Here is a 24,103-nt window from a genome sequence, read left to right on the forward strand (position 1 = left end):
AGGGCCTGAGCGAGGGTTGGGCCTCGCGGAACCGTTCGCCGAGCCTGGCCAACCCGCCTCGAGCGTGCCGAACGGGCTGTAGTCAATCGGCGCGACCTTCTGCAGCCGGAGGGCTCCGACCTGGGTGGAAGCTGATGCGGGACGGGGGCTGCGGCGGACACGGCCGTCGAGGCGGCGGTGTCGCTCCGCAGCGGCTTGAGCGTCGACTCGGTGGTCGCCATCGCCGAGGCTCTGCGCGCGGCCGATGCTTCCCAGCTGACGAGGATGACCCTGATCGCCGCCGCCCAGCTCGCCGCGGAGCTCGTGGACGTGCGCTTCACGCTGCCCACCGGCCGCTGGCGCAGGGAGTGGCAGGCGCTGAAGCAGAAGCTGCGTCAGCAGAACATCGCCGAACCGCTGCTGGACCGGTTGCTGGGCGAGCACGAACCGCAGAGCGCCGGCGCCGCCCGTGCCCGGCGGAGCATCGCCTGCCTGCGCTGGAGCCGCGGTGTCGCGCTCCCCCTGATCGAACGTGAGCTGGTCGAACACCAGTACGTCGAAGTCAGCAACGTGGGCCCTGTCGAGCAGGCGGCACGGCGCACCGGTGACGTCATCGAAGCCGTGATCGACATAGCGATGGTCGTGCACCGCGGCGCCGATCTCGGTGCCCTGCCGGAGGTCCTCCCCGCTCAGCTGGAGCTCGGCATCGACGCCGGCCTGGTGCCCGTCGCGCGGCACCTAGCCCCGCACGTCGACCGCGAGATCTGGCTCGATCTCGCGAGGGACGGGCTCGACACGGCTTAAGCCCTGCTCGACTCGGGGAACACGTCCTACGTGGCCATCTCGGCGATCAGGACCTGGTCAACGCACTGGTCGTAGCGGCGAAGAACGCCGCCGAGAACGACGGGTGGAACGAGCGGCTCGACTTCCCGCCGCCGGTCGACTGAACTCGCGCTGCGAACTCTCCGCGACTGGCATCCACCGCCAGGTTTCCGGGTTTCCTCCCGAAGTGGCAACTGGGAAACGGTTCCGCACACCACGGGTCGTGCCACAGGATCGATGTGTCGACGAAACACCGAAGAAGCCCTCGCGAGGCGCGAATCCACTCACAGGAAAGAGGAAGATCATGCACACGCATTTCATCATCCTGTGGCTGAGCGCATTGCTCGGCTGAATTCGGGGCGACGCGGTCTGCGGGCACTGAGCTCCGCAGACCGCTCTTCCCCTCTCGTTCCACATTGCGAGAGCATGACACCGTGACGGAATTGGGATCAGAACTCAGGCGACGACGCGAAGCGGCAGGCTATTCCCTGTCCCGGATGGCCACGGCGGTCTACTCCTCGAAAAGCCACCTGAGCAAGGTGGAGAACGGCAGAACCCGGGTGAGCAGATCTCTGGCGGCTGCCTACGACCACGTGCTGGACGCGAACGGCGAACTGCTCGCGCTGGTCGACGGTCAGGCAGACCCACGGCGGCGCCGCGGCCTGGTCGGGCTTCCCGAGCACACCCGGCACTTCGTGGGGCGCGCGCCGGAACTCGCCGCGATCGCTTCGGCACTGGGTTCGCGTCCCGGTGTGCGGGCCTGTGTGATCAGCGGCCTGGGCGGGGTCGGCAAAACCGCCCTGGCGGTGGCGGCGGCGTGGCAGGCGGCGGCCGACTTCCGCGACGGCTGCCTGTTCTTCGATCTAGGAGGACAGGGCGCGCACTCCCAGACCACCACCGAAATGGCGCACCACCTACTCGGGGCCTTGGACGTCCGCAAAGACCTGATCCCGGACGATCATGGCGGCCGGCTGAACCTGCTGCGCGACGTGCTCCGTTCGAGGCACGTCCTGCTCGTGCTCGACAACGTGCGGGACGCAGGCCAGGTGCGCCCGTTGCTGCCTGCGGAGGGCCCTGGCCGGGCGATCGTCACGAGCCGGGCGCGCCTGCCCGGTCTGGACGACGCGTGGCACGTGCCCCTCGACGTGCTGGAAACCTCGCTCGGGCAGTCGCTGTTGCGCGCCGTGCTGGACGGCAGCACCGAAGTCGAGGACTCCGACGCGGAGGGCATCGTGCGGCAGTGCGGGTACCTCCCGCTCGCGATCAGGATCGCCGCCACGCGAATCCTCCACGGAGGCTGGGAGCCTCACGAGCTCCTGCGACGGCTTTCCAGTGCCGGCACCAGGTTCTCCGCACTGAACGAGGGCGATCGAGGAGTCGCCGCCACGCTCGCCGTCACGATCGACGCGCTGCCCGCGAACCTGCGCGCTCTGCTGGGAGCGCTTTCGCTGCACCCAGGGCCGGTGATGACGACGTCGGCCGCGCGAGCGCTGAGCGGCCTCGACCGCGCCACCACCGATCTGCTGCTCGACCAGCTGCACGAACAACACCTGGCCACGAGAACCACCGACTCCCGCATGCGTCTGCACAACCTCGTGCAGGCCTACGCGTTCCAGTACGCCCACCCGGACGAAAGGATCACCACCAGCATGATCGACAGGCTGGCCGACCACTACCTCGACGTCACCATCGCGGCCGACGCCCTGCTGGAGCCACTGAGATTCCGCCCGCAGCACAAGGCCTCCGAGCACTCGGAGCCTCCGTTCGACGACGCGGAGGGCGCGCTCAAGTGGTTGCGCACGACCTGGCCGGCACTTGTGCGGACCACCGCGCTGGTCGACGATGACCGGTGCTGGCAGCTAGCCTTGGCCACGCGCGGATTCTTCTTCCGCGAGAAGCTCTTCGGCGCGTGGACGAAAACCCACCAACAAGCACTCGTGACCGCGGCCGGCAATCCGCACGCCACGGGCATGCTGTTGAATAGCCTGGGCATGGCCTACCTCGAATCGGGACGGATCGCCGAGTCTGCCGAACACCATCTGCGTGCCCAAGGCTGCTTCGTCGAGGCGGGCGACGAGGCAGGCGCGACCGACGCGCTGGCCAGCCTCGCCTGGGCCCGGCTGTACCAAGGTTGTGCGGAGGACGCTCTGCGCGACCTGACCACCGCACTGGAGAGCTACCGGCACGCGGGTCGCGAACGCAACGTCGTCATCACGTTGCGAGGGCTCGCTTTCGCGCTCGCGACGCTGAAGCGGCACGAGGAGGCGCGCGCCGCGGCGGCCGAGGCGCTGGAGATCTCCTCCACCCCCGTCGACGTGATGCGCGCCCTGAACTGCCTGGCGTGGGCGGCGTACCAGGAGGGAGACCTCAGCACCGCGCGAGCGCTGTCCGAGCGGGCGACGGAGATGACGGAGAACGAGTACGAACTGGCGAGAGCGCTGACCAGCCTGGGCAACATCTCCGCTCGCGCGTGGGACGAAGTCGAAGCGGCCCGCCTGTGGGCGGCCGCGGACGAACACGCCGTCCTGAACCCGGCGGTCGTGTGGGAGACGTCCGCGCGCCGTCTGCTCTCTTGAACACGCGACGCTCCGGACGGGTTCGGAGCCGCTTGCCCGCGGGACCGCACAGGCTCGTCAAGTTCGAGGAGCGGCACGCCTTCCAAGCGCCACCACCGAGTCCGGATAACCTTTCCGTGTTCAGCCGGCCGATGCGCGCACCCGCGCCGCCCACGAGGCACCGACGGCTCCAGCACGGTTCTCATCGCGTCTCACGAGAACATGACCCCAGCGAGGTTGAAGTGCCTGAAGTGGACGACCTGGACCCGATCTTCCTGAGTTACCGGCATTCGGACGGCGACGTCCTGGCGGCCAGGATGGTCTGGGTCCTCCGCTCCTACGGTGTTCCCGTCTGGCACGACCAGACCCACCTGGCTCCCGGTCAGTTTCACCGGCGGCTGCACGAAGCGCTGAACTCAGGCCTGTCCGGAGCGGTTCTCCTGCTCACCCCGGACATCGTCCACTCGGAGATCGTCCGGGAGCAGGAGCTGCCCGCGCTCCTCGCGCTGGAGGCGAATCCCGCCTTCACCTTCGCGATCGGCAACGTGATCACCGATGCCGCCGGCGCGCTGGACTACGGCGCGCCCGACCGGCTGCTGCCCCAGCCGGGGTGGACGCTCCAGGCGTTCGACCAGTTCCCGGTCGCCGATCACGTTGGCATGGCCAGGCTGGCCGGCGAGATGGCCGTTAGGCGGGTGCGCCGCGCCGCACCGGATGGTGAGCTGCGGCTCGACGTCCAGACGCGCCTTCCCCCGCTCGGCACGCCGAAGGCGCCGCTGGCGGTGCGCACCCGCGCGCCGCTTTCCGGCACCAGCGTGCCCCCGCCCGAGGTGTGGCAGGACATCGCCCCGTTCCTGGGTGATCTGCCGCGGCTGGTGCAGGCGGCGGGGGCCGACCGTGTGCTGGTCACGGGCGGCGCTCACCTGAGCGTCGCGTTCGCCCTGGGTGCCGCGGTCCCGACCACCTCCGGCATCGCCATGGCCGTCGTGGATCTGGAGGGTCAGGTCTGGGGTGGCGGAAACGCCCCGGCGGTCGGGCTGACCGAGGAGGAGATCGTTTTCGGCGCCGCGCCGGACGGTCCAGCCGCGGTGTACCTGGACCTCGTTCCCGCCCCTCCCAACAAGGAGTTCCGGAGCTACGCCGAAGGCCGCCCCTTCTCCCGCGCGGTGGAGATCACGCTCGCCGAGCGCGAGGTGATCCCCGCCGAAGCAGGCCCTGCACTGGTGCGCGAGCTGCGCAGGCGGATCGGCGAGATCGCGGCCGGCGGTCCCGTGCACCTGTTCCTCCGCGCGCCGTTCCCCATCGCCGTGCTCCTGGGCAGGGCGTGCAACACCATGCGAGTGGTCCTCTACGAATGGGAGCGGGAGACGGACATTCCGGGATACGTGGAGATGGCGACCGTGTCGGCGGGGCGCAGCGGCAGTCCCGTCATCAGCTGGAACCCCAAAAGATGACATGGGAAGTTCGAAGTGGACAGTTTTGTGACAACTCCGCGTACTGAGCGCCCTGAGCCCGCTTGTGGCCAGGAGACGCATCTACTCTGGACATGAGACCTCGGCGCCTGCCGCGACGGCGCAGGTCATCCCCCTAAGTCTTCGGCTCCATCGGCGTTCGCCGTGCACCAACAGGAGGTATCGGGTGGCAACGACACTCAACCCGGAGTTCGACCAAGCCGTTAGGAACGTGACGGTCAATGAGAACAAGCGCGAACTCGCGATCGCTGCGCACACCGAGATCCGCGCTCTGCTCAACGCGGATGAGGAGCTGCGAGGGTGGGGCATCAACCCGTACTTGATCGGGTCGTACGGCAGGCTGACGGCCCGCTACCCCGGCAAGGACGTCGACGTCTTCCTACGCTTCGAGAAGCTGTCGGCCCGGCACGACCCGGCGAAGATCTACGCGGCGGTGGAACGCGTTCTCGTTGCCGCGTACGGCTTGAAGGACGAGAACCCCGACGGCCGGGTGACCCGCCAGGCCCGGTCGTTGAACATCGACTTCCCGGACCCCGACGAGCCGGACGGCGACACCTCGTTCTCCGTCGACGCGGTGCCGGCCGTGCCCTGGCAGGAGCACTGGGGCATCCCCAACCGCGACCGCGACCAGTGGAACAAGGAGGAAAAGCGCTGGATCAAGACGAACCCGATCAAGTTCGGCAAGGACACCAACGCCCTCGCCGTCGCGTCGTGGAGTCCTCAGGTGGACTCTGAGAACGCTTACCGGCAAGTGGTCCGGCTGCTGCGTCAGGTGCGGCACACCCACCTCGGCAGTCAGCGCCCGGGAGGCCTGTACGTCGAGGTCGCGGCCTACCACGTCTGGAACGCCCGGCTGGTGACCGGTAGCACCTGGGCGGAGCTGCTCACCTCCACCCTCGAACAGGTCGCCGGACAGTTCACCGAGTACGAACAGACCGGGTTGCCAGACCCCGTCTTCGGCACCCCGATGAAGCCGGTACTCGACTACGGCCTGTGGACTGCGGCGGCGAGTACCTTCACCTGGCTCGCTCAGCAGGGCCGCGAGGCCCTGGACGCGGATCCCTGCCAGGCGGCCAAGATCTGGCGGAGTGTCCTGGGCACCAACGAACGGGGCGAGGTTCTCATCCTGCCGGACGGCTGCGACGCCAACGGCTTCCCGCTGAGCGCGATCTCCGCCGTTACGGCTGTCGGAAGCAACCAGCCTCGCGGCTTCGCGAGTGACCCCCGCAAGCGAGGCTGACCACCACAGTGGACACGTACGACGAGGCCGCGTTCGACCGCTTCCGCGCCGGACTGGTCAACGCGGGCTTCTCGCCGCTGCACGGCTCCCTGGAGGAGTGGAGCGGCCCGCTTCGCCCGAGCCTCCGGCCCCTCACGACGGCCACCCGCATGAAGATCGTGTTCTTCGAGGGCTGGCCCCTGAGGTACGCCCACGTCGTCGTGGACGGGCTGCGGGCGGACCACGCTGTCCGTGGCACGATCTGCCTGTGGGCCGAGGACGATCCGGCCCAGGTCGCCGCACGTGACCTCGAAGTGCTGTGGGCAAGGCTCGACGGCTGGGCCGCATGCGCGGTGGATGGGTTCGGCGACCAGGACCGAGCGCTCGACGCCCACTTCCTGTACACCAGCGAGGGCTCGACCTTGCGCGCCGAACTGCCGCTCGGCGACCTCGTCCGCGGTATGAGCGACGGCTACCTCACCGGTCTCACCGCGGTGAGAAAGAACTCGGCTTACCTGCTCATCACCCACGCCGGGCCAGTGAAGGCGGGCGAGGACACGCCCCGCCTCCGCGGTGCCTTCTACCTGCGTCACGGAATCGAGTCCCCGCCACGAGACATCGACGAGTTTCGCTCGTCTCTGCGCCGCCGGCAGCGAGAAGACTTCGACCGCGGCCAGGCGGAGCGAACGACTCCGGCGAGCTTGACGGTGCCCAGCGGCGGCCATGACTTCGTGGTGCTCGCCTGGCCCCGTCACGGCGCGCACGACGCGGTCGTGGTGGGCTACGACGACGAAGAAGGTTCGTTGCGCACATTCGCCTTGCCGGCCACCGCCAACGACATTGACGCGCTCAAGCGTCGCGCCGGTCCCGACGCCGGCCACCTGACCGGCAAGAAGGTGCTGGTGGCCGGCGCGGGTTCCGTCGGCGGGCACGTAGCTGTCGCCCTCGCGTCCGCCGGAGTCGGCAAGATCGTCCTGCACGACAGCGACGACCTCATCTCCGCCAACGTCGTTCGGCACGTGGCCCCCGACCACCTGATCGGGTTCCCGAAGACCTGGGTCGTGGCAGAGGTGCTCAAGTCACACGCCCCGTGGACAGACACCCAGAAGCAAGGTGAACTCTCCCACGCACCGGACAAGCTGGCCGGCCAGATCACCGGCGCCGACGTCGTCGTCGACTGCACGGGGCGCTTCTCCCTCACCGCGGCGCTCGCCGAGGTTTGCCGGCGGACGAACACCGCACTGGTCACAGGAGCGCTGTTCCACGGGGGCCGCCTCGCACGTGTCCAGCGACAGGCGGAGGGCGACACGCTCATCGCTGCCCGCAGCGCGGATCCGGCCTACCTCGCCCTGCCGCCGGAGGACCCGGCCGAACCCCAGGCGGGCTTCCTCGAACTGGGATGCACCGCGCCCGTGCACAACGCGTCCCCGATCGCCGTCCTGCACACCGCCGCAGAGATAGCTCGCTTGGTCGTGGACCTCCTCACCGGACGACGCCATCTACCGGACGAGCACATCTTCGTGCACGAGCCTCTGCTCCCCCCGTTCGATCACGTCGGCGTGCACCGCGGACCTCAGCGCCAGACGTGCGCGACTTGAGCCGGCGTCCGAGGCTCCTGGTGTCGGAAGCGGCCTGGGACACCATGATCGCGGCGGCCAAGCGCGAACATCCCTGGGAGACAGGAGGAATTCTCCTCGGCGTGCTGTCCGAAGGCCGCCCGTGGGTCACGGCCGTGGTGGAGATCCCGAGTGAGATCCGGGGTCCTCACCACTACGAGCTCCCCGGCGGGGCGACTCGGCCGGCCGTGCTCAGCGCCCGTGCGGCGGACCACCGCCTGGGGTACCTCGGCGACTGGCACAGTCATCCCGAGGACGTCGGACCGAGCAGAACGGATCTCGACAGCCTCAGGCGCAACTCTTCACCGCAGCACAAGGAACCGAACCCGACACTGGTCGTGGTGCGTGCCACGCGCGCCGGCCACGAACTGGACGCCCGACGGATCGTCGCCGGACGTCCCCGGTCGTGCGACATCCAGCCCACGGGCGGCCTGCCCCCTGCCGGACAACCACCCCGACACACCTCTGGAGGAGCCTTGCCCGTCCACCACGTGCCCAGTGCCAGCGGCGCCAGGATCGCAGGCGACGACTACCAGCGGTTGTACGCCTGGCGCAGGTGCATGGAGATGCTGCACGAGGCGATCACCGGCAACAGCACCAACCCCGCCGTCGCGGTCGGGGTGGAGGAACCGGGCGTGGGCAACGGCGACGACGTCGTGGTCCACCGGACGCGGCCACCGAACTCCTACCACCAGGTCAAGTACGCGGTCGACCACCGGACCGCGGTGGGTCTCGACTACCTCCAGGCCAGCGGAATTCTCCGGAACATCGTGCAGGCCTACAGTGATCTGACCGCGACCGGCTCACCGGCCGAAATGCGCCTGGTCACCAACCGCACCATCGACCCCGGCGACAAGCTGATGCAAGGCCGGGACGGTCGCGACGGCCGGCTTGTGCCCCGTGCGTCGCAGGGCGGCCCGAAGTCCGGCCGGGGCAAGGCGCGGGCAGGCTGGGCGGCCGAGGCGGGCGTGAGCGAGCCGGAACTGATGGACTTCCTGGCGCACTTCCACCTCGACGTCGCCTACGACCTGGACCGCCTCCGCAGCGACGTCAGCCTGCTCATGACGGCCAACGGGCTGCGTTCCGACACGATCGCGGTGAACCTCGGCGCCGACTGGATCTCGCGGCAGGTCATCGCCGGCCGGCGGCGGCTCGTCCTCGACGACGTCAGGGCCGCGATCACCGCCCTCGGCCTGGAGCGCGGATCGCCGTGGACGACCGTCTCGATCTCGACAATCAAGCACGACGCAGTCGCACACCAGGCCGCGGTCGCCGTCGACTGGGTGGACCGCATGAGCGGTGACACGGACTGGAACCGCGTCGCACCGGAGCCACCGAACACCTGGGACGATCTGGCGACGGAGGTACGTTCTGTTCCCGCTCGGCTCGGCGGCGCGAAACGGGTGCTGGTGAGCGGGCACCTGCGGCAGGCCACGGGATTCCTGATCGGCTCGGAACTGCGGCGCGTGATGGGGTACGAGGTCGGGATCCGCCAGGGCGACCAGCTGTGGACGAGCAGCGACGAACCGGAGAAGTACGACGTGACGGTGGACGAGACGACCGTGGGCGGGGACACCGGCACGGCGATCATCGTCAACGTAGCCACGGACGCCGCCGGGCAGGCTCTCCGGTGGATCACCGCTTCGGGCCTGGAGGTCCGGACCGCCGTAACGGTGTCACCGTCCCGTGGCACCGGGCCGTCGTCCGTACCCACTCCGCGCGCCGCGAACGGTCTCGCCATCGCGGTCAGGGACATCGCCCGGCAGCACTCGTCCACCGGACCGCTGCACCTGTTCCTGATCGGGCCCTTGGGGCTCGCGGTCCTGCTGGGGCACCACTGGAACCGGGTCACGACCAGCTACATCTACGAGCATCTCGCCGGAAGCGAGTACACCCGCGCTTTCGTCGTCAGCGCGTGAGCGCCGGCCCAAGAGCGGACTCCGGCTAGACTTTCCCGCCTAAGTCGCACGAGGCAGGAGAGACAGATCGACATCGACAAGCTCGTGGACGAGCTCAAATTGCTGCGCAGGGGCCGAGGCCTGGATACCCCGGACCTGGCGAAGCGGACGGGGCCCGAGTTGCGCGAGGTGTTCGGTCTGCCGATGACAGCCGACTCGGCCCAGGTCCGGACGACTCTGACCCGAGGTCTCGTGGAACTGGCCGCGCGGCTGCCCGCCGACCTCGAGTTCGCCGTGTCGGCCGCGCTCGCGCTGTCCGAGGACAAGCGCACCAAGTTCTACAACGATCGGCTGGCCCTGGTGGCCGAGCATCTCGAGCGCGACCCGCGCACGGCGGCCAGGCACATCGACAAGGGCTTGCGCGTCCTGGCGGAACGGGCGGTCGCGGACGCCACCGGTGCAGCCACTCCGGACGTGCGGCTCCCCGTCGCACCGTGGCAGACCACGGAGTTGCGCACATGGGTCGTGCTGGACCGCGAGGCACCCGAGATCTACGAGATGCGCCGCGTCACCACAACGGAGAAGGAACTGCGCGAGCTGCACCTCGAAGTCTCCGTACCGGTGCCCAGCGGCTGGAAAGCCGGTTCCGCGGTCAATGATCCGGAGATCGTCGTGCTCAGCGGGGGAACGCTGCGCGCACGGCTGCACTACTCGTCGACGAGGGTCGTCTTCGACCTGGAGCCGGCCGAACCCCTGACCGGTCTCCGGGAGCACGAGTTCTTCATCCGCTACAGGTTCTCGGACGTGAGTAAGATGAGGCCCTTCTACGCCTGCACGCCCAGTTTCCCGTGCAGGTCGTTCGACCTGCACATCAGGTTCGGAAGGGAACAGCCACCGCCCTTGATCTGGAAGGTCGACGGGTTGCACATGGGCGAAGTGGAGGACGACGCCGCGCCACGGGAGCCGATCTGCGCCGACGACGCGGGCGAGGTGAACGTCCGGTTCCTGGGGCTGACCCCCAACTTGTCGTACGGCGTCGCCTGGGGATGGTAGCCCGATGGCTCCGCCAGGCTGAGCGGGAGATCTGCCAACGAACCCGTGACCGGGGTTCGTTCCGAGCAGCGCGAGGAATGGCGGAACGCCTGGACCTCACCACCCCTCGTTGATCGAACGCGGTTCGAACGCATGTCCACGTTGCGTGTGCGGAACCCGCCGTCCGTCCGAGTCCACTTCGGACGACACGTCGACACAGCGGGCTCCGACGAGCGCGCCGACGCGCATCATCGCTAGGGTCAGCGGCACGTTGCCACCGGTGACATCGACAAGGACCCGGTCATGCGCAACGTCAAGCAGACGTAGCTGCTCCACGATCCTGTCGCACTCTTCGATCGCCACGACCGGACTGGACACGTCGTCCACCGAGACCACGAGCAGGGTGATCCCGTCCGCCGCCAGCTCGGCTCGTCACAACGCACAGCACTGTCTTCGGCGAGATCCCGTCGCACAGGAACTCCAGAATCTCGGGAGGCCCCTGCCTCCGTCGTCTCCGCAGGTATGGCCCAGGTCTGGCGCTGAGCGGCAGGACCAGGACATCCGCGTCCGGCGAGGCGGCGAACGGGCGGCGCGCGCGAGCACCTCGCCCACGAGCCCACGAGCCCACGAGCCCACGAGCAAGCTCAGCTCCGATTTCCAGCTCATTGCGGAGAGAGTCCGATGAGATAGACCGCTTGTGAACCGCCCAGTGGCGCGCATGGGCACGACGCGCACGTTCCAGGTCGCCTTGGCCTCCTTGATGAAGCACGCTCTGCACGATCTGATCGCTCCCCAGGCCGCCCTGAGACACCGGGTGCAGCTCAACCGCGGATGGGCCTGGCTCCCCTTGCTCGCTCTCTGATCGAGTCGGTGCTGACTCCGGTTCTTCGCGACTCAGGCAGTCCCGCTCAGCGTCCGCAGCTACGTCACGTTGCGTCCTAACGCTCGCACTGATTGTCTGCAGGTACACCGACCCCACCTCAGCCCAGCCGATCAAGAGCAGCGGGCCGACAGCGTCGAACGCCGCCTTGCCGTACTCGCCGGCAACCACAGGTTCCGCCGTGTTCAACGCGAGAGTGACCGCGCTGGCGAACATCAGCAGTCGCCGCCGGGCGATCACCGCAGCAGGCGCACCGGTCAAGAAAGATGCCAAACGCCCAACAACAGGCCGAGGATTGACAGATCCACCGCCAGCGCGACGAGCGGAGCCACCCAAATAGGCACGCCCATGCGAAGGTGAGACTGAAAACATTGCCATACCCGAACAAGAAAGTCAGACCCAAAACCGTCATCATAATGAGGGTCACAGCTCGCACAACCATGTCCGATCCAGAAGATGAAGAATATTCCGAAGCCGAGATTGAATCCACCTCCGAATCCTTTCGATTCGAAAGCCGAGAGCACATACCATCACCATCACCCAGAAACCCGCCGCAACACCCAGCCCAAACAACCAAGGTCGCACTACATAAAAATTCGATCAGCAGGAAACCCCATTTGACCACGCAGCACAAAAGTCGCAAGCCGATCCCCAGTGGCCCCATCTCGAAGTCGCAGACCAAGGTCGTGCAGCGCAGCCCACGGAGAACCTCTCAAGGCGCGCTGACCTGCCACGACAGTGCGCCCAGACCAATGAACGGGTCCGCCACGGCCGACATCCGCCCCAAACCGGTAGTAAATCTGGTAGCTGCAACAGTCAGCCACAAGCGAGATGCCGGAAGAACCCTGAGACGCGATCCGATCATTCACGCAGTTCAGGACACAATTAGGGAGACTGACCAAACCACCTGACACTCGACAGGATCCGTTCACACCGAAGAGGTCACTGGTTCGATCCCAGTATCGCCCACAGTGTGTTTTACCTAGTCAGACGGCCTGTCGATGATCTCATCGGCGGGCCGTTTGCGTTATGTGGGAGCAAATTGGGAGCAGAGGTCCTCCCTCAACTCGCGAGATCTAGGCGAAGTCTTGTCACCAAGACTCACAAAACCACAGGTCAGCGAATCGAGGCTCATCAGACTACTGGTGACCTCTTCGCTGCCACATAAGTGTTCACCATGCCTCGTCTTTGCCCTCAGAGGCAACGCTTACGGCTTCACCCTCCGACTCACTCGGTTGCCACCTCGCCGACCGACTCGGAATCGAACTCCGCCGAGCAGGCAGCGGCTGACCCTCACCAAGCCAGGCGAAGCACTGCTCTCAGAGTGGATGGCCGAGCACGCACGCGTAGCGTTCATGCTCGACGACGAACCATGGCTTCTCGAAGACGAACTCATCCGCATAACGATGCTTCCCCTCAACATCGCCGACAACTTCTACCTCCCGACGCGAGCCCTCCGCGCGAAACACCGACTCAAGGCCCGCGAACTACCGATCGTGTGACGGCGTGCCCACGCAGCTCCGCCTCAGCTTGAACCGTCACGGATTTGAGACCGCTTCCGTTCTTGAAGAAGATGGTCGTCATCATGTCGAAGCGTTACCCGCCCGAGGTTCGTGAGAAGGCCGTGCGCCTGGCCCTTGAGCGTCTGGATGAGTTCGAGTCTCCGTATGCTGCCGCCAGGGCGATCGGCCCGGTGGTCGATGTGCACTACGAGACGTTGCGGGTACGGATCAAGAAGGCGCTTGCGGAGGGCTCCCAGCCCGCTGCTCGGCCGTCGCAGGGACTGCCGCCGGCCGAGCACGAGGAGTTGCTGCGGTTGCGGAAGGAAGTCCGGGATCTCAAGCAGGCCAACGAGATCCTGAAGCTGGCCTCGGCTTTTTTCGCGCGGGAACTCGACCCGCGGCACCACTGATCGTCAGCTTCATCGACGAGTACCGCCAGGTCTACGGCGTAGAGTCGATCTGTGACGTGCTCACCGAGTACGGAATCCAGATCGCGCCCAGGACCTACCGCAAGGCCCGCCGCCGGCCACCATCGGCCCGTGATGTGGCGTTCTGCACCATCGATCGGATCATGCGCCGGCTCGGCCTCAACGGCGTGGTCAAAGGCCGCAAGCAGCGCACCACGATCCCGGCCAAGGACGGGATACGCGCCGCAGACAGACTCAACCGCGATCGCGCCGAACCTGGTGTGGGTCGCTGACTTCACCTACGTCTCCACGTGAGCGGGATGGGCCTACGTGGCGTTCATGTTCGACGCCTACTCCCGCGCGATCGTCGGCTGGACCGCGTCGGGCTTGAAGACGGCAGGACAGTCGAGTGACTGGCCATGCACTCGCCGCATTGTCCGCGACCTGGCCGAGACCTATGAACAGCACGCACACCGCTCGAACGACAGAGCGGAACGCCGACGTCGTGGACTTCCGGACTGAGCGCAGCGGCGAGGAACGCGGAAGGTCCTTCGCCCTCACCGACTGCACGACGTGTCCGAGCAGGGCCTTCGCTCGTAGGTCCACGGGAATGACGACGTCCCACGATGCGACGGAAACGAGGCGTGCATGTTGGTCGGCTTGTTGAGGTGTGTACTTCCGGTCTCCAAGCCGTGCCAGCTCGATGATGACGGATCTCCTTCTGCTCAAAGGAGATCCGCGCTGGCGACCGTCCTGCCCGTTCCGATCTCGCGCCTGGCGAGTTTTGGGGCGAGGCTGGCGTTGCTGGCGTCAGGAGTGCTGAGATGACGTTCGCGCGTCGAAGTGCTGCCGTTCTCGAGGGTGCGGTGTACATCGACGCTGGTGTGCTCGGCAGGAACGGGTTGAAGGCTCGGATCGACGAGGTGGTGCTGCGGCACGAGGTCGCGGTACTGCGCCGGACCGACCCCCGACCGCGACTGCGCTGGGCCGACCGTGCGGTGCTCGCCGCGCTTGTGCGGCGCCTGCCTCAGCAGTTGCGCGGACACCGGTTGGTGACACCAGGCACGATCCTGCGACGGCACCGACGCTTGGTCGCGAAGAAGTGGACCTACCCGAACCGGACCGGACGCACCCGCCGGCGATCATCTGCGGTGCTAATGTACTTTCGTTTGGGTTTGAATAAGCCATTTAGGGTGGGTGGTGGATGATCGACCTCAGGCTGTTCCGGATAACCGCTGGTCGCGCGGACGAACTGGCCAGTGGCTCGGTCGCGCTGGAGCGCCATCTGCGGCGAACAATCGAGTGTTGCCGACGACTTCACTCGTTACGACGAACACGCCGTGCGCCAGAACAATCACAACATCGAGCGCGTTCGGTACCGCAATTCCGGCGGACCTGACCGAAGCCGAGCAGTACTTGCGAATGAGCTACGACGCGAGCTGAGCCAGAGGCGCACAGGGAGCAAAGCGTGAGTGGAGCCGACGTCAGTCGAGCCGAGATCATCAACTACTGGCACACGATCGAGATGTTCAGCCCTCCCGATGTTCCTGCGGTGAGAGAGGAACACCGGGTCTACCAGGTGGCACCAGGACAACCACTTCCCTGGGAGCCCACCCACCGGCTGCAGAAGGTCCAGCTCGAGGAGCACCTCACCTGGCGGTACCGGGTTTACTGCGGGGTCTTCTCACTCGAGGACATGAACACCGTGCTGGAGCGCGTGTTCCCGCCGGACCAGGACAGCTATGACGAACGACCCGCAGGGCACAGTGCGTTGACGGCGTTCGTCCTCGACGCCGAAGGGCGGCCGCTGCTCGACAGCAACATCTTGTCGACCTGTGCCTGGGCGACAGGTCGGACGGTTGATCCTGGACCTCGGCGCCGTGACTGGCTTGACGGGTTCGACGAGGACGAGGCCGAGGCCGACGAGCTGTTTCGGAAGCTCGTGGCTGCCGCCAAGGATGATCCGCGTGTGCGCGCGCTCGCCGAACAGGGAATCTCCGTAGGCAGGCCGCTCGCCGCCGCAGATCTGATGGGTTACCAGAAGACGTTGTGCGCGAAGCTCGGGCTGCCGGGCGACTTCGGCTGTTCCGAGATCCGGATCAAGTGCGAGCTCGTGAGTCACACGAACGCATATCGGGAGGACGACCAGGATTTCCTGAACAGCTTCATCGCCGCGGATCTTCGCCAAGTGTCGGCCGATGTCCGAGCGGGTAGCTGTGGCACGGCTCTTCGGCAGTACCTCAGCGGAGACAGGGAAATCGACACAGCGGCGAGGATCGACGTGCGGGAGGAGTTGGGCCAAGTGTTGGACGTTGTCCGGCCGGACGCCGTGCCGCTCGGGCGCTGGCCCAGCAACGTCGAACATCCACTCGCGCTGAGCCAGCAACTGGCCGTCAACAACGTGCTGAGCAGGCTCAGCACGTCGGCGGGCATCTTCGGCGTGAATGGGCCGCCTGGGACCGGCAAGACCACCATGCTGCGGGATCTGATCGCGGCGATTGTGGTCGAACGTGCGTGTCGGCTCGCCGAACTGTCGAGGCCGGCGGCCGCGTTCCGAGGTAAGCGTCAGTGGAAGGTGGGCGACTACACGCGCACCGTGCACCTGTGGCGAGAGGACCTCACCGGGTTCGAGATCGTGGTCGCTTCGAAGAACAACGGCGCGGTCGAGAACGTGACCAACGAGATTCCCGCTGTCGGCGCGATCGACGACGCGTGGCGCGACGAGGTCGACTACTTCCCGGAGATCGCAACCGCTCTGCTCAACGTCGACCAGCTCGACGCCGACCGGAAGACCTGGAAGCAAGCTTGGGGCATGGTCGCCGCGCGGCTTGGCAACAAGACCAACCGCGGTAAGTTCGCGACCGCGTTCTGGTACGGGATCAAGCCCAAGCCGAAGAAGAAGCAGCAAAAGGATGTCGCCGAGCCGCCGCCGATCCCGGGCATGAACGACCTGCTCAAAGCCGTGATCGCGGAAGGTCCCGACCAGTCGTGGACGGATGCGGTCCGTGACTTCCGCAGTGCGTTGGCGGCGGCTCAACAGATCCAGGCCGATCTTGGTGCAGTCGACGGAACTTTCCTGCGCCTGAAAGAAGCGCGTGACCGTGGTCAAACTGGTAGGGGTGCGTTCGAGCGGGCCGGTCGGCAACTGGAGCAGGTGAACGCCGCGCTCAGCGAGGCTCGGCAGAACATCTCAGCGTGGCAAGCGGAACAGCACAAGCGAAGTAGTGCGCGGCAACAGCATCTCAGCCATCGACCGAACCTGGTGCAGTCGCTGTTCGGTTGGGGACGACCCATGCGTAACTGGCAACAAGTCGACGACGGCCTTGCCGCGCAGTTCGCGGAGGCACTTGCGATGAGCGCCCAGTGGGGGCACCGGCTCCAGCAACTCGAGCGCGACACCATTGCGGCACAGCATGAGCTTGACCACCACGGTCGGGTGGTCCGAGAGGCTGACCAGGAAGTGAGGCGACTGGAGGCTTCGCTGCGTGCCGCCGAAACGTCCCTTGGTGACTTCTTTCCGGGTGACACATGGTGGAACGACGATGAACGACGTGAATTGAAGGCACCTTGGACCGACAGCACGTGGAACGACGCGCGAACCCGCCTGTTCTTCGCGGCTTTACGGCTGCACAAGGCGTTCCTCCAGAATGCCGCGCACGAGATGCGGCAAAGCCTGCAGGCCGCTGTGGACGTCGTACAGGGCGCCGCACCCAGGGACCTGCCGGAGGCAACGATCCGAGCGGCCTGGCAGACCCTCTTCTTCCTGGTTCCGGTGGTGTCCACGACGTTCGCGTCGGTCAGCCGGGTGTTTCCCGGGCTGGGTCCTGAGTCGCTGGGGTGGCTCTTCATCGACGAGGCGGGACAGGCCACCCCGCAGGACGCTGTCGGTGCGATCTGGCGCAGCAGGAGGGTGGTCGTCGTCGGCGATCCACTTCAGCTCGAGCCGATCGTCTCACTGCCCTTTCGCGTTCAGCAGGCGATCCGGGGCGACCACGGCGTTGACGAGAAGTGGTTGCCCGCACGGACATCCGCGCAGCAGTTGGCGGATCAGCTGACGCCGCTCGGCACCCATCTGCCCACCGACGACGGGCCGATCTGGGTCGGGTCTCCGCTGCGTGTGCACAGGCGGTGCGACGAGCCGATGTTCGGCATCGTCAACCAGATCGCGTACGACGGAATGATGATCAAGGGCGGCCATCGCAGCAAGGACCTCATGCTTCCGTCGGGTGACCAGCCGCTGCCGGAGAGCAAGTGGTTGCACATCTCAAGCGAGGAAAGCAGCGGCCATTGGAAGCCGGCCGAGGGCAAGAAGCTCGGTGACATGCTCGCCTACCTCGCCAAGTCCGGGTTCGACATGTCCGAGGTGATGGTGATCGGACCGTTTCGGGACGTCGCAAGGGAGATCGGCAAACATCGGCGACGGTATCCAGGACTGGTCGCTGGAACCGTCCACACAGCTCAGGGCAAGGAAGCGGACATCGTCATCCTGGTCTTGGGCGGAGATCCGCGCAGGCCGGGCGCGAAGAAGTGGGCGGCGAGGAAACCCAACCTCGTCAACGTCGCGGTCAGCCGTGCGAAGCGCAGGCTCTACGTCATCGGTGATCGGACGGAGTGGTCGAAGCAACGGCACTTCGACGTGCTCGCGCAGGGCCTTCCCTGCCGTGAGTGATCAGCGCGTCAGTGTTCTCAAGAGAAACGCAGCTGGGGCAACGTCTTGTGCGACTTGCCGACTCAGCTGCTCACTGCGGCTGTACGGCGGCGTAGAACTGTATCGCCAGTTCGCGCACGGTCCGTGGCTGCTGTCGAGCGTGCATGCCAGGCCCAGGCGCGACAGAGCCGATGAGTCCTGGGAGCAAGGGGTGGAAGCAGATTGAGAGTAACTCCGTCCGTTTAACGTACTGGAGCGGTCCTCAATGGACCTAACGGACCCGCGCCGACCTGCAGGAGTCTTGTTTCCGCAGGCTAGCGCGGTATTAGCGCAACAGTTCACACCGAAGAGGTCACTGGCTCGATCCCAGCATCGCCCACAGCGTGTTTCACCTGGTCAAAGGGCCTGCCGATGATGACCATCGGCAGGCCCTTTGCGTTGTGCGAGGGCAAAGTGGGGCAGAGGTCCTCCTCCAGCCCAAGCACTCTTAACAGAATGATCTTGGACTACCGCTGATCGCCTCGGGCGCGGATCATTTGGCACACGGGCGACCGGATGACCACCAGGATCTTGCATGGACACGGACGCGCTGACCATCTCGCTTACAGGCGGCATTCGCAACAACATCACTCAACCGACTCTGATGATGTCCGGACTCCAAATGCGGAGTCACCTCAGTGTTCGCCGCTGCGCGGTGACCACTGAGTCAGGAGTTCTTGAGCCACCCCGATAGACCGATCGCCTCGATCTCGAACCCCAAGTCACGAAGCGAACTTTCGAGCCGCCCCGGTCCCGGAACGCGTTGTCCTGAAAGGCTTTCATTTTTCGGTCGGTCATTCGGCGCAATGACCAGCCTCCACCAGGACGGTTTCGCCCTCACAACGGGCTCCGGCCGTTTCAAGACCTTAGGGAGCGGCAAAGGTCTGGACCACCAGCTGACCGAGATCCGGTCGGCGCGCCGACGGAGTGGAGTGACGGATGAGCGAGGCGAAGCTGCCCCCGCTGTCGATGGACGAGCTGGCCGCCGAGTGTGGCACGGCGTTGCCGGACAAGGAGGTGTACTCGCTGCTCGACCTGAACGTCGACCTGGACCTCGCCCTCGACCTCGCGGCGCCGATCGGCCTGGCCGTCGCGGGCAACGCCAACATCGCTGCCCCGATCGACGCCGCCGTGGGCGCGAACGTGCTGTCCGACGGATCCACCGCGCAGGCCATGGCCGACCAGGGCGTCGCGATCCAGCAGGGCATCACCGGCGAGGCGGTGGCCAACTCCGACCAGGACAGTGCCATCGGCCAGGGCACGTCCCCGGCCCCCGCCCCGCAGCCGCCGGCCGGCGGGGCGCAGGTCCCGACACCCACGGACCTGGCCGGCGCGCTGGACGGCGGTCTGCTCAACGTGGACGTCGACCTCGCCGCCGACCTCGACCTGGCCGCCCCGATCAACGGCGCGGTGGCCCTCAACGCCAACGTGGCCGCCCCGATCGACGCCGCCGTGTCCGCCAACCTCGGCTCCGTGGGCTCGGAGGCGACCGCCGTCGCGCAGCAGCAGGCGATCATCCAGCAGACCATCGACGGCACCGCCGAGGCGAATGCCGCGCAGAGGTCCGACATCGACCAGTGAGCGACCTGATGAACGCCTCACCACACCCGGCCGGCGGGGACGTGCTCACCACGGCCCCGCCGCGCCGGGCGCGCGACGTCGAACTGATCGGCGAGATGTGCGGCTCCGGCTACCGCCGCCCACCGGCCCTGGTCCGCCGCGCCGACGGCCAGGTCCTCCAGCTCACCCCGCTGCTGTACCGGGTCCTCGAAGCCGTGGACGGGCGTGCTGACCACGCCGGGATCGCCGCTGTCGTCGGGCCGGCCATCGGCCGCTCGGTCACCGCGGAAGACGTGCGCACTCTGCTGGAGACCAGGCTGCGCCCGCTCGGGGTGCTCGAACTCCCCGATGGCTCTCAACCCGTGCACCGCAAGGCCGAACCGCTGCTCGGCCTGCGCCTGCGCCGGGTGATCAGCGAGCCCCGCGTCACCCGGCGGGTCACCGCGCCGTTCGCGCGGTTGTTCCACCCGCTGGTCGTGGCCGCGGTGCTCGTGGCGTTCGCGGCGATGTCGTTCTGGGTGCTGTTCGTCAAGGGCCTGGCCGGTGCCACGCACCAGGCGTTCTACCAACCCGCCTTGCTGCTGCTCGTGTTCGGGGTGACAGTGCTCTCGGCGGGCTTCCACGAGTTCGGGCACGCCGCCGCCGCGCGGTACGGCGGCGCGACGCCCGGCGCGATGGGCTTCGGCCTCTACCTGCTGTGGCCCGCCTTCTACACCGACGTCACCGACAGCTACCGGCTCGGCCGGGCCGGCCGGCTGCGCACCGACCTGGGTGGGCTGTACTTCAACGCGCTCGTCGCGGTCGCCGTCCACGGTGTCTGGTGGCTGACCGGCTGGGACGCGCTGCTGCTGGTGATCGCCACGCAGATCCTCCAGATGGTGCGCCAACTCGCGCCCATGGTGCGCTACGACGGATACCACGTGCTCGCCGACCTGACCGGTGTCCCCGACCTGTTCCACCACATCAAGCCCACGCTGCTGGGCCTGTTGCCACACCGCTGGGGCAGGCCGGAGTCGAAGGTCCTCAAGCCGTGGGCGCGCGCGGTCGTGACGACGTGGGTGCTCGTCGTCGTGCCGATCCTGCTGACGAGCACGGCCCTGCTGGTGCTGGCGTTTCCGCGAGTGGTGGGGACGGCGTGGCACAGCGCCGGTGAGCAGTGGCGGTCGGCGCACGCGGCGCTGGGCGAGGGAGACCTCGCGCTGGTGCTGGTGCGGGTGCTCGGGGTGGTCGCCATCGTGCTGCCCGTGCTCGGCGTCTGCCTGCTGCTGGCCCGGCTCACGGGTCGTCTGGTCACCCGTAACTGGCGCTCCACTGAGGGCAGGCCTGGCCGGCGCGCGCTCGTGGTGCTGTGCGGGATCGCTGTGGTCGCGGGCCTGGCGTGGGCGTGGTGGCCGCAACCCGACCGGTACCGGCCGATCCGGTCCGACGAGCGCGGCACCGTGACCGACGTCGTGCCCGTCGCCGCGTCGGGCCCGGCTCCCGTCCAACCGGCGCGACCGGTGTCCGCCCAGACTGTGTGGCCTGCTGGCAAACCGTTGCCCAGCAGGGACAAGCCGGTCCTGGCGATGGTCCTGGAACCGGTCTCGCCGGGTGCCCCGACGTGGGTCTTCCCGTTCGACCGGCCGAAACCTCCTGGGCCGGGCGACAACCAGGTCCTGGTCGTCAACACGACCGACGGCGCGGTCCGCTACAAGGTGTCCTTCGCCCTGGTGTGGGCGACCGATGGTGTGGTGGACAACAGGAACGAGGCATACGCGCTGGCCTCGTGCCGGGGCTGCACGACGGTGGCGGTCGCTTTCCAGGTGGTCCTCGTGGTGGGCCAGGCGAACGTGGTGGTGCCGCAGAACATCGCCGTCGCCGTCAACCACTCGTGTGTCGAGTGCGTGACGTACGCGCTGGCCTCGCAACTGGTCGTCAGCCTTCCCGAAGACCTGAGCCCCCAGGCGAAAGCCCGGCTCGAAGCGGTGTGGGCCGAGCTGTCCCGACTGGCCGCGGACGTGCCGAGCCTGACCGCGCAACAGATCCAGCAGGCCTTGGAGGGCGCCAAGTCCCGCATCCTCGACGTGCTCCGGCAGGAAGGCGTTCCCCTGCCCAGCACCGCGCCGACCACCACCCCACCGCTCAACACCACGTCGGCGGAAAGTTCCCGTCCGGCCACCTCGTCCGACGTGCCCACGACGACCGCGCCACCGAGCACCACGGTGACGACCACGCCACCGTCGTCCGCGGAGCCGACGACCACGGTCACGTCACCTCCCAGCGCAGTCCCCTCGGCCTGATTCCAGTCGCGCTCGGCGAGCGGCGGGCGAATCAGAGCAGATCCACATGAGTGGTTCTCCGATCCGCTGCATTGTTTGACAGCAAACGCTATGGTGCGTTCGGAGGAGGCAGCCATGGGCGGATACGAGGTGGACATCGCCACACTGCGCAAAGCCGCGGAGTCCGCGGTCAGCGCCGGCGAGCAGGCGAAGCAGATCAGGCTGGGCGAGGGGCCGGCCGAGATTCCGGCGGGCATGCGGGGCTCGCGGTCCGCGGCCACCGCACCCAACCTGGCCAAGGCTTGGGACACGAGGCTTGCCGCGTGGTCGGGCGAGATCACGGCCTTCGCCGCGGACGTCCGTGCCGCCGCAGATCGATACGAGAAAGACGAGAACGCCGCGGAGGACGACCTCTCGATCCTGGGCTGGTTGTTCAAATGACCCTCACCTACCACGACGTGCGCACCTGGAACTCGGGTGTGCTCGACAGCGCGGCCGCCACCGTCAAGGCGCGCAAAGACAAGATCATCGGCTTGCAGGACGAGCTCAACCTCGCGTTCGGCCCTGTTCATTGGCACGGCGACGCGGCGACCGCGGCCCAGACCAAGCTCGCCACCCTCGTCGACCGCGCGGAACACGTCGTCGCCGAGGCAGGCACGGTGTTGCGAGCCCTGCACGACTCGGCTGACGCCCTCGCAGCGCTCCGCCACGAGGTCGACAACACCGACTCCGCCGCGGCGTCCAACCAGTTCACCATCAGCGCTCAGGGTGACGTCGTCGACGAACGTCCGCCGGACGCGCGGGACACGCCGGAAAGCGTGCAGCAACGGGCCCGTCTCCGTGCAGAGCTCACCGAGGCCGTCGGCAGGATCCTGCGGGCGGCCCACGAGGTCGACGAGGTGCTCAACAGCGCGCTCACCAAGGCGGAGCAGGCGCAGATCTCCGACGGCGGTGCGACGAGCCTCGCCGAGGCGGACGTCAGCAACAAGACGCAGGACGGCCGCTACCGGATCGGTCCACCCGACCGCCCGGACATCAAGTTCGACGAGGACTTCGTCTACGACTCGAAGGAGTCCACGGTCGGTGACCACCTGGACAAGGCGAAGTGGCTCGCCAAGCTCCGCGGTGCCCAGGCGCTCGGCATGATGCCCGACGGCACCGAGATGTACGAGCACTACTGGAAGAACACCGGTGAGCCCAAGGAGTTCGACTACGAGAAGGCGTACCGCGACGACTCGGGCATCCGCCAGGGCGTCGACTCCGAGATCACCCGTGCCGCCGCGGCGGCCGAAGAACTCATCCGCAGTGGCAACACCAGCTTCCCGATGACAGGGCAGGCCTCGGTCGCCCAGCCCTATCCGACGACGGAGAACTGGCAGAAGGCGGTCGGCGGCTACCAGGTGTGGAGCCACTCCAACGTCCGGGTGGAGGGCAACAAGGTCACCATGGAGATCACCGTCAAAGCCGAAGACCGGTACAACTTCAACCGCGACCAGGCCGACATCGCCACCGGTGCCGGCGACAACGAGAACGGCCGCTTCACCGAGATCGGCTGGGCCAAGCCGTTCGACACGCACGGCACGATCACCAGGACCGTCACCTGGGAGGCCGGTCACCCACCCGGTGGACCGACCGGAGAGCCTGGCGAGGATCGTGAGCCACGCGGGTCGGGCCGCGACCGAGGACCGACCCCGGACAACCCCAGGGAGCGCCGGTGAGGTTCACCAGGTTGACCGCCGTGCTGCTGTGCGCGGTGCTGACCGCGGGCTGTCAGTCGTTGTGGAACGGAGGAACGAACGTGCGCACCACCGACGCCGCCGGCAAGTCCGGCACCGGCGAACTGCGAACCGACCTCGAGCCGCTCACCAAGCGGTTCGCGGCACTGGGCTCCCCGGAGCAGGCCCGCTGGATGTCGGGCACCCTCGGCTCCGACCGCGCACCCGGCCCGTCGACCTACTGGATCGACGCCGTGATCACGCTGCCGGAGAGCAAGATCGACGAACTGAGGTCCGCGTACAGCCCCGAGCCTGCCGGCAAGGCGCCGGACGTCGTCGATGGCCTGCGCGGTGAGCTGCCCAGTGGCAGCTTCCTCACCAGTGATCGGCTCGACCAGGCTTTCACCGCCGACAAGTGGTTCGCCAAGGCCTACCTCATGCCGGACGACCGTGCGCTCGTGCTTGTCGCCACCGGGACCTGATGCCCACCGCACGCACCGT

At 67.3% G+C, this 24,103-nt stretch carries 18 protein-coding genes and 1 other annotated feature; of the genes, 16 read left to right on the forward strand and 2 right to left on the reverse strand.

Going from position 1 to position 24,103, the window contains the following annotated elements; translation table 11 throughout:
* The first annotated feature begins 177 nt into the window (after positions 1-177).
* From ACZ7CH_RS20565 to ACZ7CH_RS20595, 7 genes are all read left to right on the forward strand, one after another.
* Positions 178-783 carry a hypothetical protein gene (locus ACZ7CH_RS20565; RefSeq protein WP_470374609.1) on the forward strand — a complete coding sequence of 202 codons (606 nt, stop codon included), beginning with the start codon at positions 178-180 and terminating at the stop codon, positions 781-783.
* A gap of 434 nt (positions 784-1,217) precedes the next feature.
* Positions 1,218-3,377: a helix-turn-helix domain-containing protein gene (locus tag ACZ7CH_RS20570; RefSeq protein WP_470374610.1), complete on the forward strand. Its 2,160-nt coding sequence runs from the start codon at positions 1,218-1,220 to the stop codon at positions 3,375-3,377.
* 221 nt (positions 3,378-3,598) lie between these two features.
* Complete coding sequence (locus ACZ7CH_RS20575; protein ID WP_470374611.1) at positions 3,599-4,810, forward strand: SAVED domain-containing protein; 1,212 nt, start codon at positions 3,599-3,601, stop codon at positions 4,808-4,810.
* A gap of 184 nt (positions 4,811-4,994) precedes the next feature.
* Positions 4,995-6,068: a nucleotidyltransferase domain-containing protein gene (locus tag ACZ7CH_RS20580; RefSeq protein WP_470374612.1), complete on the forward strand. Its 1,074-nt coding sequence runs from the start codon at positions 4,995-4,997 to the stop codon at positions 6,066-6,068.
* A 149-nt stretch (positions 6,069-6,217) separates the two neighbouring features.
* Positions 6,218-7,645: a ThiF family adenylyltransferase gene (locus tag ACZ7CH_RS20585; protein ID WP_470374613.1), complete on the forward strand. Its 1,428-nt coding sequence runs from the start codon at positions 6,218-6,220 to the stop codon at positions 7,643-7,645.
* On the forward strand, positions 7,642-9,582 hold the full coding sequence (locus ACZ7CH_RS20590; protein ID WP_470374614.1) for an SAVED domain-containing protein: 1,941 nt from the start codon (positions 7,642-7,644) through the stop codon (positions 9,580-9,582). The genes ACZ7CH_RS20585 and ACZ7CH_RS20590 overlap by 4 nt, the downstream gene beginning before the upstream one ends.
* Before the next feature lie 84 nt (positions 9,583-9,666).
* Positions 9,667-10,614: a hypothetical protein gene (locus tag ACZ7CH_RS20595; protein ID WP_470374615.1), complete on the forward strand. Its 948-nt coding sequence runs from the start codon at positions 9,667-9,669 to the stop codon at positions 10,612-10,614.
* A 96-nt stretch (positions 10,615-10,710) separates the two neighbouring features.
* Here ACZ7CH_RS20595 and ACZ7CH_RS20600 read toward each other — a convergent pair whose 3' ends face one another.
* Entirely contained in the window at positions 10,711-10,980 is a 270-nt protein-coding gene (locus tag ACZ7CH_RS20600) for a hypothetical protein (RefSeq protein ID WP_470374616.1), read from the reverse strand.
* Between the two features lie 1,494 nt (positions 10,981-12,474).
* Between ACZ7CH_RS20600 and ACZ7CH_RS20605 the strand changes: the two genes are divergently transcribed.
* The 3 genes from ACZ7CH_RS20605 (at position 12,475) to ACZ7CH_RS20615 (ending at position 13,675) form a co-directional block, all read left to right on the forward strand.
* Positions 12,475-12,975 carry a GIY-YIG nuclease family protein gene (locus ACZ7CH_RS20605; protein ID WP_470374617.1) on the forward strand — a complete coding sequence of 167 codons (501 nt, stop codon included), beginning with the start codon at positions 12,475-12,477 and terminating at the stop codon, positions 12,973-12,975.
* 62 nt (positions 12,976-13,037) lie between these two features.
* Entirely contained in the window at positions 13,038-13,385 is a 348-nt protein-coding gene (locus ACZ7CH_RS20610) for a hypothetical protein (RefSeq protein WP_360391811.1), read from the forward strand.
* Positions 13,346-13,474 (forward strand) — a sequence feature (AL1L pseudoknot). It overlaps the preceding gene by 40 nt.
* Positions 13,442-13,675: a hypothetical protein gene (locus ACZ7CH_RS20615; protein WP_470374618.1), complete on the forward strand. Its 234-nt coding sequence runs from the start codon at positions 13,442-13,444 to the stop codon at positions 13,673-13,675. It overlaps the preceding feature by 33 nt.
* 432 nt (positions 13,676-14,107) lie before the next feature.
* Here ACZ7CH_RS20615 and ACZ7CH_RS20620 read toward each other — a convergent pair whose 3' ends face one another.
* On the reverse strand, positions 14,108-14,428 hold the full coding sequence (locus tag ACZ7CH_RS20620; protein ID WP_470374619.1) for a hypothetical protein: 321 nt from the start codon (positions 14,426-14,428) through the stop codon (positions 14,108-14,110).
* Between the two features lie 422 nt (positions 14,429-14,850).
* On the opposite strand from ACZ7CH_RS20620, the gene ACZ7CH_RS20625 reads away from it, so the two are divergent.
* The 6 genes from ACZ7CH_RS20625 to ACZ7CH_RS20650 all read left to right on the forward strand — a co-directional run bounded on the left by ACZ7CH_RS20625 (position 14,851) and on the right by ACZ7CH_RS20650 (position 24,084).
* Complete coding sequence (locus tag ACZ7CH_RS20625; protein ID WP_470374620.1) at positions 14,851-18,051, forward strand: DEAD/DEAH box helicase; 3,201 nt, start codon at positions 14,851-14,853, stop codon at positions 18,049-18,051.
* Between the two features lie 957 nt (positions 18,052-19,008).
* On the forward strand, positions 19,009-19,650 hold the full coding sequence (locus ACZ7CH_RS20630; protein ID WP_470370982.1) for a peptidoglycan-binding protein: 642 nt from the start codon (positions 19,009-19,011) through the stop codon (positions 19,648-19,650).
* Positions 19,647-21,908: a zinc metalloprotease gene (locus ACZ7CH_RS20635; RefSeq protein ID WP_470374621.1), complete on the forward strand. Its 2,262-nt coding sequence runs from the start codon at positions 19,647-19,649 to the stop codon at positions 21,906-21,908. The genes ACZ7CH_RS20630 and ACZ7CH_RS20635 overlap by 4 nt, the downstream gene beginning before the upstream one ends.
* 114 nt (positions 21,909-22,022) lie before the next feature.
* Complete coding sequence (locus ACZ7CH_RS20640) at positions 22,023-22,328, forward strand: type VII secretion target (protein WP_360391832.1); 306 nt, start codon at positions 22,023-22,025, stop codon at positions 22,326-22,328.
* The gene (locus ACZ7CH_RS20645; protein ID WP_360391835.1) at positions 22,325-23,605 is read left to right on the forward strand and encodes a WXG100 family type VII secretion target; all 1,281 of its coding nucleotides are present in this window, start codon (positions 22,325-22,327) and stop codon (positions 23,603-23,605) included. Before ACZ7CH_RS20640 ends, ACZ7CH_RS20645 begins: the two co-directional genes overlap by 4 nt.
* On the forward strand, positions 23,602-24,084 hold the full coding sequence (locus ACZ7CH_RS20650; protein ID WP_470374622.1) for a hypothetical protein: 483 nt from the start codon (positions 23,602-23,604) through the stop codon (positions 24,082-24,084). The genes ACZ7CH_RS20645 and ACZ7CH_RS20650 overlap by 4 nt, the downstream gene beginning before the upstream one ends.
* Positions 24,085-24,103 lie beyond the last annotated feature (19 nt).

Source organism: Lentzea sp. NPDC037011 (genome assembly GCF_055607425.1).

Coding starts and splice junctions, on each gene's coding strand:
- ACZ7CH_RS20585 (WP_470374613.1), top strand. CDS start 6,218: ATGAAGATCGTGTTCTTCGAGGGCTGGCCCCTGAGGTACGCCCACGTC.
- ACZ7CH_RS20605 (WP_470374617.1), top strand. CDS start 12,475: ATGATCTCATCGGCGGGCCGTTTGCGTTATGTGGGAGCAAATTGGGAG.
- ACZ7CH_RS20630 (WP_470370982.1), top strand. CDS start 19,009: ATGAGCGAGGCGAAGCTGCCCCCGCTGTCGATGGACGAGCTGGCCGCC.
- ACZ7CH_RS20640 (WP_360391832.1), top strand. CDS start 22,023: ATGGGCGGATACGAGGTGGACATCGCCACACTGCGCAAAGCCGCGGAG.
- ACZ7CH_RS20645 (WP_360391835.1), top strand. CDS start 22,325: ATGACCCTCACCTACCACGACGTGCGCACCTGGAACTCGGGTGTGCTC.